Here is a 13,879-nt window from a genome sequence, read left to right as displayed (position 1 = left end):
GACGCCACAGGCCGTCATACCCCGGGATGACCTGACAACTGTCCCGGATAGGCCGTCGGTCCGATGTGCCGCAGGCCTGGAGGGCGCAGTCTTGGACCATGAGCACATCGCCTGAGTCTTCTGCCCCGTCCGGCCACACCCACCAAGCCATCCCGCACACCCCCTGGCAGCCCCCGCGCGAGCTCGCGGTGGCCGCCCGGAACGTCTCCAAGACCTACGGCGACGGCGAGCTGACCGTCACCGCCCTGGACTCCGTCTCCCTGGACATCGAGCGAGGGACCTTCACCGCCGTCGTCGGGCCCTCGGGCTCCGGCAAGTCCACCCTGGTGCACTGCCTGGCCGGTCTGGACTCCCCCGATCGTCGCCCGGAGACCTCCATCGTGGTGGGCGGCCGGGACATCGTCTCCCTCAACGACAAGGAGCTCACCGAGTTCCGTCGCGAGCACGTGGGCTTCGTGTTCCAGGCCTTCAACCTGGTCCCCGTGCTCACCGCGCGGCAGAACATCGAGCTGCCCCTGACCCTGGCCGGGCACCGACCCGATCCCGAGCTGCTGGCCCGGATCACCGACAGCCTGGGCCTCGCCGAGCGCCTGGACCACCGCCCCGACGAGCTCTCGGGCGGTCAGCAGCAGCGCGTGGCGATCGCCCGCGCGCTGATCACGAGCCCGGACGTCATCATCGCCGACGAGCCCACCGGAGCCCTGGACACCGACACCACCACCCAGGTCCTGCAGCTGCTGGCCGACACCGTCCACCAGCAGGGCCACACGGTCGTCGTCGTGACCCACGACCCCCGTGTGGCGGACTTCGCGGACCGCACCGTGCGCGTGCAGGACGGGGCGATCGTCTCGGACGAGTCCCGCGCCGGCCGCCCGGTCGCCGACGGCAGCAGGGCAGGGGGTGTGCGCTGATGCGCCGCATCGTCCTGAGCCGACTGCGCCTGCAGTGGACCCGCTACGTCCTGATCCTGCTGGCGATCGCCGTCTCGGCCGCCTTCGCGACCGGGTCGCTGATGCTCGGCACCACCATGCAGCACTCGATGGTCTCGACCATCGCCGACTCGACCCGCAACGCGGATCTGGTGGTGAGCGAGGACTGGGAGAACAGCACCTATGCAGAGACCGAGGAGACCGAGGCCTCCGATCCCGAGGACCCCGAGTCCCTGTACGGGGCTGACTACGTCTCCAGCGGAGACATCAAGCAGCTGCAGGACATCGACGGCGTGGAGACGGTGTGGGCCCCGACCGGCACCGCCGTCGACGTCGAATCGAACGACAGCTCCTCCCCGGTCCTCTACATCGGCACCGCGCCGGAGGATCCCCAGATCTTCCCCTGGGAGCTCGACGAGGGCTCCATGCCCCAGGGCGAGAACGAGATCGCGCTGAACACCAAGCGCGCCGAAGACCTCGGCGTGGGCGTCGACGACACGATCACCCTGTCCGTGCAGTCGGCGGAGGAGCAGGGCATGTCTGAGGATCAGATGATCCCGTCCGGCGGGGACGCCGAGGTCACCGTCACGGGCATCGTGGGCGCCGAGAGCGGCGCGGACATGTACATGGCCTGGGTCTCGCCCGACGTCATGAGCACCATCTCCCCGTTCGACACCGACATGCTGCCGGTCTCCTCCAGCACCCAGATCGCCCTGGCCGACGGCGCGGACCTGGAGACCGTGCGCGCGGACATCCAGGATCAGCTCGAGTCCCTGCCCGGCGACACCGCCTTCCTGGTGCAGACCCCGCAGGAGCAGACCGAGGACGCCCTCGAGGACATGGCAGGCGCCGCCGCCGGTCTGTCCGCCTTCCTGCTGGCCTTCGCCATGCTGGCCGTGCTGGTGGCCTTCCTGGTGATCACCACGACCTTCGGAGTGCTCACGGCCCAGCGGGCCCGCGAGCTGGCGCTGCTGCGCTGCCTGGGTGCCACCGGCGGCCAGATCCAGCGCTCGGTGCTGCTCGAGGCGCTCGTGCTCGGGCTCGTCTCCTCGGCGATCGGTGTAGCGGCGGTGGTCGGTGCGGGCTTCGCGCTCGAGCCGCTGCTTCCCGCCACCGCCCCGATCGACGTCGCCGTGGCCCCCAAGGACATCGTCCTGGGCCTGGTGATCGGCATCCTGGTGACCGTGCTGGCCTCGCTCGGGCCCGCGCGCCGGGCCATGGGCGCCTCCCCGCTGGACGGCATGCGAGGCTCCCGTCGCGCCGAGCGGATCCCGTGGGTGCGCTCCGGGTTCGGGCTGCTCGTCCTGATCCCCTCGGTGATCGCCCTGGCATGGGCCGCCTTCACGCACGACCACCCCGCCGTGGGCGTCGTGAGCGGGATCGGCGCGGGCGTGGGCCTGATCCTCACCTCGCGGCTGTGGATGCCGGCGATCGTCGGCGTGCTGGGACGGATCCTGCCCGGCGGCGTCCCGTCACGGCTGGCAGCCGCGAACGCGATCCGGCACAAGTCCCGCACCACGACGACGGCCACCGCGCTGCTGATCGGCATCACGCTGGTGACCACCGTGCTCACCGGCCACGCCGTGGCGCAGAAGTCGGTGCTCGATGACCTGGACCGCTCCATGCCGGTGGACATCACCGTCTCCCAGCAGGTGGACCAGGACACCCTGCAGCAGATCGAGGACGTCGACTCGGTGGTCTCCGTCGAGCAGACGGACGACGTCGTGGAGGTGGATCTCGAGCGCGGCATCGGCTCCACGGAGACCACGACCGCAGCACAGGAGATCGCCGAGCTCACGGACACCGAGGCCTACGAGATCGCGGCGAACGGCATGCAGAAGGCCATGATGGTCGACATCCTCAACGTGATGCTCTGGGTTGCGCTGGGCCTGCTGGCCGCCGCCGTGGCGGTCTCCGTCCTGGGCATCACGTCCACAATGTCGCTGTCGGTGCTGGAGCGCACGCGGGAGAACTCGCTGCTGCGGGCCCTGGGGCTCTCACGCGGTCAGCTCGGTGCCATGATCCGCCGCGAGGCGCTGGTCATCTCCGCCGCGGCCGGCGTCGCGGGAGCGGTGGCCGGCTGGCTGCTGGGCACCGGCGTGGTCTCCGCGATGGTCCCCGACACCATCCCCGTGGCGATCACGGTCCCGTGGGGCGGTCTGCTCGCGGTGGCGATCGGCGTGCTCGTCGTGGCCCTGGTGTCCTCGGCCCTGCCGGCCCGCCGCGCCACACGGGTGGCCCCCGTGGAGGGTCTGGCATCGTTGGACTGATCCGGTCCGCGTCCGCGGCCGGGGCCCGATCCGTCGGGTCCCGGCCGTGGCCGTTGCCCTGAGCGCTCTCCGCTGTCCTGTCGACGCGGCCGCCTCGAGGCCCGTCGCCCCAGTGCCGACGCGATGCCCATCCGCTCGATACCCCCGAGGTCCCATGCAGCTGCATCACCGCGTGGCCGACTGGCTGCGCACCCACTCCGTCTGGGCCAATGCCCTGTTCCTGCTGGCGCTGGCTGCCTTCACCACGCTCGTGACCGTGAGCTCGCCGGCGCAGATGGCCTGCTCGCTGGCGCTCATCGCCGTGCTGGTCCTGCGGCCCCTGCGCCCCGCCCTATCCGCCGCGCTGTTCGCCCTCCTGTCCGTGATCGCCACGGTGGTGCTGGGGGTCTTCCCCCTGGGCATCGGCCTGCTCGGCGTGCCCTGGCTGCTCTACACCGTGGCCTCGCGCTGCCGCCGTCGCACCCGTGTGTCGGTGCTGGCGCTGGCCCTGCTGGTGGCTGCGATCGTCAGCGCCAGCTGGCCCGGATGGCGCCTGGGCGGTCCCCTGTCCTTCGGCATCGCCGAGGTCACGACCACCGAGTGGGCCATCGGCGCCGCCACCCAGGGGATCATGATGATGCTGATCATCGTCGCCGCGTACCTGGCCGGCGATCTGCATCGTGTGACCCTGCAGCGTCGGGAGGCCGAGGCGCACCGCGCCGACGTCCTCGCCGAGAGGGCGCACCGCCTGGAGGTCGAGCGCGATCAGGAGGTGCGCCTGGCCGCACAGGACGAGCGCACCCGCATCGCCCGGGAGATGCACGATGTGGTGGCCCACTCGCTGTCCGTCGTGATCGCCCAGGCCGACGGCGCCCGGTACGCCGTGCGCAGCGATCCCTCAGTGGCCGCCGACGTCCTGGCCACGATCGCCACGACCGCTCGCGGGTCGCTCAGCGAGATGCGCAGCCTGCTGGGCGTGCTGCGCACCGAAGGCGAGGAGGCCGAGCGCGCTCCGGTCCCCACCGTGCAGGACCTCCCGGCGCTCGTGGACTCGGTGCGCAGCGCCGGTCTGCAGATCGATGTGGAGACCTCCCCGGAGCCGCTGCCGGAGCTGGCCTCAGGACCCTCCTTGGCGTCCTACCGCCTCGTGCAGGAGGGCCTGACCAACACGCTCAAGCACGCCCCGGATGCCTCCCGGGTCAGGGTCGAGCTCCGCCACGACGGCGCGGAGCTGACCGTCCGCGTCACCAGCGACGGCCTGGGCGCGGAGTCCCCCGAGCCTCCCCGCCCGGGGCACGACGGCGGCGGACAGGGCCTGCGCGGCCTGCGCGAGCGCTTCGGTCTCTACGGCGGGACCATCCAGGCCGGCCCCGACCCCGCATCGCCCGGACGATGGCTGCTCGCCGGTCGCCTGCCCGCCGAGGCCCGGAACGTGCCAGCCGCCTCGTCCGAGGCATCCGACCAGCAGGACGAACGAGACCAGCCGACCGCACGGGATCAGCCGGCCGAGAAGGGTCCGCATCTTCCACGTGATCCGCAGGCCACCGACCCGCAGCACGGCACCCCCACGACCACCGAGGAGGGCACCCGATGACCGATCCCCTGCGCATCCTGCTGATCGACGACCAGCCCCTGATCCGCAGCGGCATGGCCATGCTGATCGGCTCGCAGCCCGACCTCGTCGTGGGCGGCGAGGCCGGGGACGGCCAGGCGGCCGTGGACCTCGTCGCGCGCCTGGCCGCGACCGGTGAGGCGCCCGACGTCCTGCTCATGGACATCCGCATGCCAGGCATGGACGGCCTGGAGGCCACCCGTCGCATCCTGGCCGAGCATCCGCAGGTCACGGTGGTCCTGCTGACCACTTTCGATCTGGACGAGTACGCGCTCGAGGGCATCCGAGCCGGGGCTTCGGGCTTCCTGCTCAAGGACGCCGAGCCGGAGGAGCTGCTCGGCGCCCTGCGCACCTGCGCCCGCGGCGACGCCGTGATCGCGCCGTCGACCACACAGCGCCTGATGCGCCGGTTCATCGACCCGCCGCAGCGCACCGTGGCCGATGACCCCCGCCTCCAGGCCCTGACGCCCCGCGAGCAGGAGGTCTTCGGGCTTGTGGGCCGCGGGCTGTCGAACCACGAGATCATGGAGGCGCTGGTGCTCTCCGAGCCGACCGTGAAGACACATGTCTCCCGCGTGCTCGCCAAGACAGGAGCTCGCGACCGCGTGCAAGCCGTGGTGCTGGCCCACGAGCTCGGGCTGGTGGGCTGAGCAGGAACGCGGAAGGGCCCCGTCGCCGTCCCGGAAGGAGACGACGACGGGGCCCGGTGCGGGACCGCGCTCAGACCTCCAGGAGGTCCTTGCCGGGGATCGCGTCGAGCAGTCGGCGCGTGTACTCCTGCTGCGGGTTCTCGAACACCGAGTCCACGGTGCCGGTCTCCACGAGCCTGCCCTTCTCCATGACGCAGACGTCGTGGGCGATCTCCCGCACCACGGCCAGGTCGTGGGTGATGAACAGGTAGGTCAGACCGAGATCCTGCTGCAGCTGGCCGAGCAGCTGCAGGACCTGCTCCTGGACCAGGACGTCGAGGGCCGAGACGGCCTCGTCGCACACCACGATCTCCGGATCCAGTGCGAGCGCCCGGGCGATGGCCACGCGCTGGCGCTGACCGCCCGAGAGCTCGTTCGGGTAGCGATCGCCGAGCTGGCGCGGCAGCGCCACGCGGTCCAGCAGGTCATGGACCTTCGCCCGGCGCGAGGCGGCATCGCCCACCTTGTGCACCTTCAGCGGCTCCTCGATGCAGCGGAAGACGCTGCGCATGGGATCCAGCGAGCCGTAGGGGTCCTGGAAGATCGGCTGCACCTTGCGGCGGTAGTCGAACCACTGTCGGCCCTTGAACCCGCTGATGTCGTGGCCGTCCACGGTCACGGTCCCGGAGGTGATGTCCTCCAGTCCCAGCAGCATCTTGGCGATCGTGGACTTGCCCGAGCCGGACTCCCCCACGATCGCGGTCGTGCGTCCGCGGCGCACCGTGAAGGAGACGTCGTCCACGGCGCGGAACTCGGAGGACCGGCCCCACGAGCCGCGGATCTTGTACTCCTTGACCAGATCCTTCACCTGGATGAGCTCCGGGGCGGCGCTGTCCACGCTCGCTGCGAGATCATCCGGGGACAGCGACGGAACCGCCGCCACCAGCTCCTTGGTGTAGGGATGCTGCGGGTCGCGCAGCAGGCTCAGCGCGGGGCCGGACTCGACCACGCGGCCCTTCTGCATCACGATCACCCGGTCCGCGCGCTCGGCGGCCAGGCCGAGGTCGTGGGTGATCAGCAGCACCGCGGTGCCGAGCTCGCTGGTCAGCCGCCCCAGGTGATCCAGGATCTGGCGCTGGACGGTGACGTCGAGTGCGGAGGTCGGCTCATCGGCGATCAGCAGCTGCGGGCGGCACGAGAGCCCGATGGCGATCAGCGCGCGCTGGCGCATGCCGCCGGAGAACTCGTGCGGGTACTGCTTCATGCGCCGCTCGGCATCCGGCAGCCCGGCCTCCTCCAGAGCCCGGACCACGTCGGCGTCGCCGTGCGGCTTGTCATTGGCCTTGAGCGTCTCGCGGACCTGCGCGCCGATGGTCCACACCGGGTTGAGGTTCGACATGGGGTCCTGCGGGACCATGCCGATCTGCGAGCCGCGCAGCGCCTCCAGCCGCTTGGCCGACGGATGCGTGATGTCCTCCCCGTCGAAGAGGATCTGCCCGGAGGACACGCGCCCGTTCGAGGCCAGCAGCCCGATGGCCGCCAGCGCCGAGGTGGACTTGCCCGAGCCGGACTCGCCCACGATCGCGACGGTCTCCCCGCGCATCACCCGGATGTCCGAGTCGGCCACGGCCTGGACGTCACCCGTGCCGGTCTTGAAGGTGATGCCCACCCCCTTCATCTCCAGCAGCGGCGTCTGCCCCTGCTGGCGCTGCCCCGAGGCGTCTGAACCCGCGTTGAGGATCTCGTGGGCCTTGAGGCTGACCATCCGGCCCGTGCGGGTCAGCGGCTCCTGCCCGGGGGCCCAGGGCCCCTGGGTCTCGGCCCGGTGCTTCCCGCCGCCGTCGGGCTGGGGGCTGTTCGCCGAGGTGCTCACTTGGTCCTCCCCTTGGGGTCGAGGGCGTCGCGCAGCGAGTCGCCCATCATGATGAAGCTCAGCACGGTGATGGAGAGCATGAGCGAGGGCCAGAACAGCGTCTCGGGGTTGGTGCGCAGCTGAGGCCGCGCCGCCGAGATGTCATTGCCCCAGGAGATCGCCTCCGCGGGCAGCCCGATGCCCAGGAACGACAGCGTGGACTCGGCCACGATGAACGTGCCCAGCGAGATCGTGGCGATCACGATGACGGGCCCGGCGGCGTTGGGGATCACGTGCTTGAACAGGATGCCGAGCCGGCTCATGCCCAGCGAGCGCGCCGCGGTCACGAAGTCCGCATTGCGCACCGAGATCACGGAGCTTCGAGTGATGCGCGCGATCGACGGCCACCCGAAGATCACCAGGGTGATCGCCAGCGTGGTCACGCCGCGGTTCTCCCGCATGAGCGGGACCTGCATGAACACGATCGCGCCCAGGATCAGCGGCAGCGCGAAGATGATGTCCATGAAGCGGGAGATGATCGCGTCGATCCAGCCGCCGAAGTAGCCGGCCAGCGCGCCCAGCAGCCCGCCGATGAGCACGACGCCGAGGGTGGCGCCGAAGCCCACCATGATCGAGGGGCCCGTTCCGTGGACCACGCGGGCCAGGATGTCGCAGCCCTGGTTGGTGTAGCCCAGCGGATGTCCGGGGGCGGGGCCGCCGTTGGAGTTCGACAGCTCGCACCCGGCGTTGGGTGCAGCCGAGGTGAACACCCCGGGGAACGCGGCCACGAACAGCACGAAGAGCATCAGCACGGCGGAGACGAGGAAGACCGGGTTGCGGCGCAGGGTCGACCAGGCGTCGCGCCACAGGCTCGAGGGCTTGCCCTCGAGCTGGTTCTCGATGCCGGCGCGGCCCTGATCCTCCACCACCGGTGCCACGAAGTGATCCGGCAGGTAGACCTCGTGCGAGCCCATCACGCGAGGCGACGGGTCCAGGGTCTCGTGCACCGAGCCCTGCGGGGAATCCGGGTTCTGGTTCTGGTTCTGCTCAGGCATATCGGATCCTCGGGTCGAGCACGGCGTAGAGCAGATCGACGACCAGGTTGGTGATCAGGAAGATGACCACCACGAGCGTCACGATGGAGACCACCATGGCGCCGTCGCCCAGGTTGATCGCCTTGTAGAGCTGATTGCCGATGCCGTTGACGTTGAAGATTGACTCGGTGACGATCGCCCCTCCCATCAGCGCGCCCAGATCGGCGCCCAGGAAGGTCACGACCGGGATCAGGGAGTTGCGCAGCACGTGCACAGTGATGACCCGGCGGCGCGGCAGGCCCTTGGCCGTGGCGGTGCGGACGTGGTCGGACTCGCGGTTCTCGGCGATCGAGTTGCGGGTCAGCCGCAGCACGTAGGCGAAGGACAGCGCTCCCAGCACCAGCGCTGGAAGTATCAGCTCGTTGAGCGGTGCGCCTCCCGAGACCGTGGGTCTGGCCAGCCCGAAGTGGATGCCGATCACGTACTGGGCCACGAAGGCGAGCACGAACACCGGCACCGCGATCACCAGCAGGGAGACGACGAGCAGGGTCGAATCGATCCAGGTGCCCTTGCGCAGGCCGGCGATCACGCCGAAGAGGATGCCGAAGACCGCCTCGAAGATCACGGCGAGCGCAGCCAGCTTGATCGTGGTGGGGAACGTGTCGGCGATGACCGACATGATCGGGCGTCCGGAGAAGTTGTCGCCCAGGTCCAGGGTCACGACGCCCTTGAGGTAGAGCAGGAACTGGATCAGGAAGGGCTTGTCGAGGTTGTACTGGGCCTCGAGCGCGGCCTTGGTGCCCGGGGTGCACCCCTTCTCGCCGCACAGGGCGGCGGTGGGATCGCCGGAGGTGGCGAACATCAGGAAGTAGACGAGGAAGATGGCTCCCAGGAAGACCGGGATCATCTGGAGGAGGCGGCGGACGAGGTACCAGGCCATGTCAGCGGGCACCTCCCGTCGTACGGAGATGCCGGAGGGCCGGCGCGTGGTGAGTCATGATGCGAGAGGCTCCTGGAACGATGCGGCTGCGGGAAAAGCGCGACCGGGCCGGAGCTGCTCAGCGGCTCCGGCCCGGTCGCGAGGCATCAGGCCCGGGTGACCTTGGTGTAGTCGATCTCGCCGTTCCAGGTCAGCGACACGTTGTCCACGGCCTCGCTGTAGCCGCTGGTGCGGTTCGGGTAGTACAGCGGGATCGCGGGCAGATCCTCGAGCAGCATGTCGTCGGCCTCCAGGAAGGCCTTGTTCGCCTCGTCGTCCGAGCTGGCGGCCAGGCCCTCCTTGAGCTTGTCGTCGAACGCCTTGTTCTCGTAGTGGGCGTCGTTCGACGAGCCGTCCGTGGCGTACTGCGCGGAGAGGAAGTTGTACAGCGACGGGTAGTCCGCCATCCAGCCCGAGCGGAAGGCCGAGGTGAGCTTGCCGTCGTTGGCCTCGGTGCGCAGCTCCTTGAAGGTCGGGTACGACTTGCCCGCAGCCTCGATGTCGAGGTTGTTCTTGATCATGTTGCAGACAGCGTCGACCCACTCCTTGTGGCCGCCATCTGCGTTGTAGGCGATCTCGAACGTGTTGCCGTTGTAGGGCTCGATGCCCTCGGCCTGGTCCCACAGCTTCTTGGCCTCGTCGGCGTCGAACTCGGCGTTGGCCGTGTTCTTCAGGGCGTCGGCGTCGTAGCCGGCCACGACCGGCGAGGTGAAGTCCACCGCGGGAGTGTTCTCGCCCTTGAAGATCACCTCGATGAGCTCCTCGCGGTCGATCGCCTTGGAGATGGCCTGGCGGCGCAGCTTGCCGGCCTCTCCGGACCAGCCCTCGAGGTAGTACGGGATGCCGAACGTGTAGTTGCCCGCGTACTCGCGATTGGTCAGGCGCCCGGAGAGGTCGTCCTCGGAGACCTCGATGTTCGACGGCGGGATGACGTCGAGCAGATCGAGGTTGCCGCCCACGAGGTCGGTGTAGCCGGCCTCGGCGGTCTGGTAGATCTTGAAGGTCACGGCGTCGTTGGCCGCCGGCGTGGAGCCGTCGTAGTCCTCGTTCTTGACCAGCCGCATCTCCTGGTCGTGGACCCAGGCGCCCTCGCCGTCCATCTTGTAGGGGCCCCAGCCCACGGGGTTCTCGCCGAAGGCCTCCATGTCGTCGAAGGCCGAAGGCGGCATGGGGGCGTAGGAGGAGTAGCCCAGACGGTTGCCGAACGTGGAGTCGGGGCCCGAGAGGGTGACCTCCAGGGTGGTGTCGTCCACCGCCACCAGGCCCTCCATCTCGTCCTCCTCCGAGCCCTCGGCGGAGACCTTGTCGTAGCCCTTGATGGTCTCGAAGAAGTAGGAGCCCTGCTGGGCGTTCTTGGCGGCAGCGCCGTAGTTCCAGGAGTCCACGAAGCTCTGGGCGGTGATGTCCTCGCCGTTGGTGAACTTCTTGCCGGACTTGATCTTGATGGTCCACACGGTGTTGTCGTCGTTGGCCTCGATGGACTCGGCCAGCTCGTTGACAGCCTCGGAATTGTCGTCGTAGCTGATCAGGCCCACGAAAATCAGGGTGACCACGCGGCCACCGCCCTGCTCGGTGGTGTTGGTGGGGACCAGCGGGTTCTCGGGCTCGGTGCCGAAGGCCGTGATGGGGCCGTCGCTGTCCTCGCCGCCGCCTCCGCCGCAGGCGGTGAGGACGAGGGCAGAGGCCGAGGTGAGGGCGAAGGCGCCCAGCAGTCCGCGGCGGGAGAAGGAAGGGTTCATGGTGACCTCCTGTGGAGAGTGCTGGTGGGGCTCTGCCGTCGCTGATGTGATCCGAGACACCCCTGAATGTAAGACAGGCTACAGCTCGCATCCAGCATTTCTGAAGATTTCAGGGACGCTCCCACGCATACCCCCGCGCCACCACCCGCTCCGTCTGCCAGATCGCCCCGTCGGAGCCCGACTGTCCAGCGCTGGAGCGGTTTCGGCCCCTGGATCGGACGCTTTGATTCCGACCGGCATTCTCGGCAGACATCGGCGTGTCGCCGGACATGGCCGGCTCTTGTGGCGCGTGACATGTCACGTTATTCTCGGGTGCATGAGCGAAGACCCGCGGTTCTACCTCGACAAGGCCGATCCCGCCTCCTGGAAGGCCCTCAACGGCCTCTCCCGGCAGGTGGCCGATTCACTGGCGGAGGCCGGCCTGTCCAGGGTCGTCGCCGAGCTGATCAACGTGCGAGTCTCCCAGCTCAACGGCTGCGGGTTCTGCCTGGACATGCACGTGAAGCTGGCGCGTCGGGCCGGTGTCACGGATCGTCAGCTGGCCGTGCTGACCGCTTGGGAGGAGACCGAGCTGTTCGACGACGTCGAATGCGCCGCGCTCACCGTGGCCGAGATCGCCGCCGAGCTGCCCGATCAGGTCACCCGCCGCTCGCGCCTGGAGGCCGCCCGCGAGGTGCTGACCGACGCCCAGTTCTCGGCGGTGCAGTGGGCGGCCATCACCATCGGGACCTTCAACCGCCTCTCCATCCTGTCCGAGTACCCCGTCCAGGAGCGCGCACTGGACCGCAAGAAGAAGGCCGAGGCACGCCATGACTGAGCTGAGCTTCCGCAACGACGACGGCCCCCAGCGCTACGAGGCGCTGTCCGGGGACGCCATCGCCGGCAAGACGTACTGGGTGGATGCCTCGGAGGCCGAGAAGCCCGAGCGCATCTTCTTCCACACCGAGGTCGACGACACCTTCGAGGGTCAGGGCGTGGCCTCCCAGCTGGTGCGCTTCGCCCTGGACGACGCGATCGAGCGCGGCTTCCGGATCGTGCCGGTGTGCCCGTACGTCAAGGCCTGGCTGAAGAGGCACGACGACTATGCGCAGCACGCGGTCGCGGTCCGCCCGCGCCATCTGGAGGCGGTCCAGGCGCGCCAGCGACGCAGCTCCTGAGCCGACGCACTCGGAAGCTGTCAGGGAACGCAGTGCGCGAGGGCGCCCGCACCGGTCATGGTGCGGGCACCCTCGTCGTGCAGTCGGGTCTTCCGGCAGCTTCTGCGCCGGGTCGGCTCACCAGGCCGGCAGCTGCGGGGCCTCGTCGACGCCCTCGGGCAGGTAGATGCCCTCGGTGCGCCCGCGCGAGAGCCAGTCGAGGATGCCCTCGCGGTCGCCCTCCACGCGCAGGGAGCCGTCGCCGACGACCCACTCGTCGCCCTCGTCGGTGACGATGGTCAAGCCCGGAGAGTCCTTCACGGACAGGTTCAGCACTCCGGCGGTCACGGCGTTGAGCAGGGAGTCGGGATCGGCCTCCTCGACCTCCCACTGGGTGTCCAGATCGGCGTGGTGGACCACGACCTCCGCGATCAGCACGGCGGGGATGGAGGTGGCCGGGAAGCGCTTGGGGCCGATGCCGACCTCCTCGGCCTTCAGCTCACCGGTCAGGACCTCGGCGTCGGCGATGAAGGCCTCCAGCGCGGCGCGGGACTCGGCCTTGAGCTCCTCGCGCGGCTTGGCGGCCAGCTGCTCGATGGCCTCGGTGCGCTCCTGCCTGGACTCGAAGAGCTTCTGCTCCTCACCGGTCTCCGCCCACTCCAGCAGGCGCTTGAAGCGACGGGCCGCGACCGCCACGTGGGCGATGACCATGGCGCGATTCCAGCCCTCGCAGTGGGACGGCTTGTCGAACTCGCCGTCATGGAAGGACTCGACGGTGGACAGGTACTGCTCGGACTCCCGCCCCAGGCGGGAGAGGTCCGAGCGGACGCGGGCGGGGTTCAGGACGGGATGGATGGCGCTCATGCGCTCAGGCTATCGGCCTCGTGTAAGGCGCAACACATGGAGGCCGCGGCGGCACCCGAGCTCCCCTGCGCGCCAGGAACCTCCCGTACCCTCAGGAGCATGGTTCCGCATGACACTGCCCAGTTCGGCTCGCGCCGCTCCGACTCCTCCGCGCCCACGCCGGCCATCCTCGACACCCCGGAGGCCGGCTCCCTGCCCGCCCAGGGGACCACCACCCCGGCAGAGCCCGCCGTGGCCGACGAGCCGACCGTCCAGCCGTCGGCCTCCGCCCCCAGCACCACCTACCTGCTGGTCGACGGCGAGAACATCGACGCCACCCTGGGCATGTCCCTGCTCGAGCGAAAGCCCAAGCCGGAGGAGCGGCCGCGCTGGGAGAAGGTCATGAAGGGCGCCCGCAAGCTGTGGCGCCAGGACACCAATGGCCTGTTCTTCCTCAACGGCTCCAACGGGCACCTGCCCTTCAGCTTCGTGGCCGCGCTGCGCGGCTTCGACTACCAGGTCATCCCCCTGGCCGCCCCGCCCAAGGTCAAGGTCGTCGACGTCGGCATCCAGCGCATGCTCAAGGCGATCCTTAATCAGGGCCACGGCGACGTCATCCTGGCTTCCCACGACATCGACTTCCACGACGAGATCGAGGCCCTGCTCGACGACGGCCGCCGCGTGGCCGTGCTGTGCTTCCGCGAGCTGCTCTCGGCCGGGCTGCACGAGATGGAGGACAAGGGCCTGCAGATCGTGGACCTGGAGGACGACTTCGAGGCCTTCAAGGCCCCGCTGCCGCGCCTGCGCATCATCGAGCTCGACGCCTTCGATCCGTCGCGCTACCTCTGATCCGCTGCTGCTGATCCGCACCGCCTGA

Annotated in this window: 12 protein-coding genes; 7 read left to right on the top strand and 5 right to left on the bottom strand. The window is 69.6% G+C overall.

Annotated elements, in window-relative coordinates; genetic code table 11:
* The first annotated feature begins 98 nt into the window (after positions 1-98).
* The 4 genes from JOE55_RS10755 (at position 99) to JOE55_RS10740 (ending at position 5,440) form a co-directional block, all read left to right on the top strand.
* On the top strand, positions 99-911 hold the full coding sequence (locus JOE55_RS10755; RefSeq protein ID WP_100244710.1) for an ABC transporter ATP-binding protein: 813 nt from the start codon (positions 99-101) through the stop codon (positions 909-911).
* Positions 911-3,199 (top strand): FtsX-like permease family protein, encoded by a 2,289-nt coding sequence (locus JOE55_RS10750; protein WP_204782906.1) that lies wholly within the window; start codon positions 911-913, stop codon positions 3,197-3,199. Before JOE55_RS10755 ends, JOE55_RS10750 begins: the two co-directional genes overlap by 1 nt.
* A 154-nt stretch (positions 3,200-3,353) precedes the next feature.
* Positions 3,354-4,772, top strand: coding sequence for a sensor histidine kinase (locus JOE55_RS10745; protein ID WP_204782904.1), 1,419 nt, complete (start codon positions 3,354-3,356; stop codon positions 4,770-4,772).
* Positions 4,769-5,440 carry a response regulator gene (locus tag JOE55_RS10740; RefSeq protein WP_204782902.1) on the top strand — a complete coding sequence of 224 codons (672 nt, stop codon included), beginning with the start codon at positions 4,769-4,771 and terminating at the stop codon, positions 5,438-5,440. Before JOE55_RS10745 ends, JOE55_RS10740 begins: the two co-directional genes overlap by 4 nt.
* A gap of 70 nt (positions 5,441-5,510) precedes the next feature.
* On the opposite strand, the gene JOE55_RS10735 is transcribed toward JOE55_RS10740, so the two are convergent.
* The 4 genes from JOE55_RS10735 to JOE55_RS10720 all read right to left on the bottom strand — a co-directional run bounded on the left by JOE55_RS10735 (position 5,511) and on the right by JOE55_RS10720 (position 11,023).
* Complete coding sequence (locus JOE55_RS10735; protein WP_231861065.1) at positions 5,511-7,097, bottom strand: dipeptide ABC transporter ATP-binding protein; 1,587 nt, start codon at positions 7,095-7,097, stop codon at positions 5,511-5,513.
* Between the two features lie 191 nt (positions 7,098-7,288).
* Entirely contained in the window at positions 7,289-8,326 is a 1,038-nt protein-coding gene (locus tag JOE55_RS10730) for an ABC transporter permease (protein ID WP_144421608.1), read from the bottom strand.
* Positions 8,319-9,245, bottom strand: coding sequence for an ABC transporter permease (locus JOE55_RS10725; RefSeq protein ID WP_006214935.1), 927 nt, complete (start codon positions 9,243-9,245; stop codon positions 8,319-8,321). The genes JOE55_RS10730 and JOE55_RS10725 overlap by 8 nt, the downstream gene beginning before the upstream one ends.
* A 146-nt stretch (positions 9,246-9,391) precedes the next feature.
* A complete protein-coding gene (locus tag JOE55_RS10720) occupies positions 9,392-11,023 on the bottom strand; it encodes a peptide ABC transporter substrate-binding protein (protein ID WP_204782900.1) in 1,632 nt (543 codons plus the stop codon).
* A 316-nt stretch (positions 11,024-11,339) separates the two neighbouring features.
* Here JOE55_RS10720 and JOE55_RS10715 point away from each other — a divergent pair, with 316 nt between their 5' ends.
* Together JOE55_RS10715 and JOE55_RS10710 are read left to right on the top strand one after the other, a co-directional pair.
* Complete coding sequence (locus JOE55_RS10715; protein WP_024290934.1) at positions 11,340-11,840, top strand: carboxymuconolactone decarboxylase family protein; 501 nt, start codon at positions 11,340-11,342, stop codon at positions 11,838-11,840.
* Complete coding sequence (locus tag JOE55_RS10710) at positions 11,833-12,180, top strand: GNAT family N-acetyltransferase (protein ID WP_204782899.1); 348 nt, start codon at positions 11,833-11,835, stop codon at positions 12,178-12,180. The genes JOE55_RS10715 and JOE55_RS10710 overlap by 8 nt, the downstream gene beginning before the upstream one ends.
* A gap of 117 nt (positions 12,181-12,297) precedes the next feature.
* On the opposite strand, the gene JOE55_RS10705 is transcribed toward JOE55_RS10710, so the two are convergent.
* Positions 12,298-13,023, bottom strand: a complete 726-nt coding sequence (locus JOE55_RS10705) for a maleylpyruvate isomerase family mycothiol-dependent enzyme (RefSeq protein WP_204782898.1) — start codon at positions 13,021-13,023, stop codon at positions 12,298-12,300.
* 99 nt (positions 13,024-13,122) lie between these two features.
* Here JOE55_RS10705 and JOE55_RS10700 point away from each other — a divergent pair, with 99 nt between their 5' ends.
* On the top strand, positions 13,123-13,851 hold the full coding sequence (locus tag JOE55_RS10700) for a PIN domain-containing protein (protein ID WP_024290937.1): 729 nt from the start codon (positions 13,123-13,125) through the stop codon (positions 13,849-13,851).
* The last annotated feature ends 28 nt before the right edge of the window (positions 13,852-13,879 follow it).

The sequence above is a fragment of the Kocuria palustris genome (genome assembly GCF_016907795.1).
GTDB lineage: Bacteria > Actinomycetota > Actinomycetes > Actinomycetales > Micrococcaceae > Kocuria > Kocuria palustris.
The sequence above is the reverse complement of the archived record's forward strand: the minus strand, read 5'-3'. Positions and strand labels throughout refer to the sequence as shown.

Excerpts from the sequence above, each read along its gene's own strand:
- JOE55_RS10755 (WP_100244710.1), top strand. The coding sequence starts at position 99 with ATGAGCACATCGCCTGAGTCTTCTGCCCCGTCCGGCCACACCCACCAA.
- JOE55_RS10750 (WP_204782906.1), top strand. The coding sequence starts at position 911 with ATGCGCCGCATCGTCCTGAGCCGACTGCGCCTGCAGTGGACCCGCTAC.
- JOE55_RS10745 (WP_204782904.1), top strand. The coding sequence starts at position 3,354 with ATGCAGCTGCATCACCGCGTGGCCGACTGGCTGCGCACCCACTCCGTC.
- JOE55_RS10740 (WP_204782902.1), top strand. The coding sequence starts at position 4,769 with ATGACCGATCCCCTGCGCATCCTGCTGATCGACGACCAGCCCCTGATC.
- JOE55_RS10735 (WP_231861065.1), bottom strand. The coding sequence starts at position 7,097 with ATGAAGGGGGTGGGCATCACCTTCAAGACCGGCACGGGTGACGTCCAG.
- JOE55_RS10730 (WP_144421608.1), bottom strand. The coding sequence starts at position 8,326 with ATGCCTGAGCAGAACCAGAACCAGAACCCGGATTCCCCGCAGGGCTCG.
- JOE55_RS10725 (WP_006214935.1), bottom strand. The coding sequence starts at position 9,245 with ATGGCCTGGTACCTCGTCCGCCGCCTCCTCCAGATGATCCCGGTCTTC.
- JOE55_RS10720 (WP_204782900.1), bottom strand. The coding sequence starts at position 11,023 with ATGAACCCTTCCTTCTCCCGCCGCGGACTGCTGGGCGCCTTCGCCCTC.
- JOE55_RS10715 (WP_024290934.1), top strand. The coding sequence starts at position 11,340 with ATGAGCGAAGACCCGCGGTTCTACCTCGACAAGGCCGATCCCGCCTCC.
- JOE55_RS10710 (WP_204782899.1), top strand. The coding sequence starts at position 11,833 with ATGACTGAGCTGAGCTTCCGCAACGACGACGGCCCCCAGCGCTACGAG.
- JOE55_RS10705 (WP_204782898.1), bottom strand. The coding sequence starts at position 13,023 with ATGAGCGCCATCCATCCCGTCCTGAACCCCGCCCGCGTCCGCTCGGAC.
- JOE55_RS10700 (WP_024290937.1), top strand. The coding sequence starts at position 13,123 with ATGGTTCCGCATGACACTGCCCAGTTCGGCTCGCGCCGCTCCGACTCC.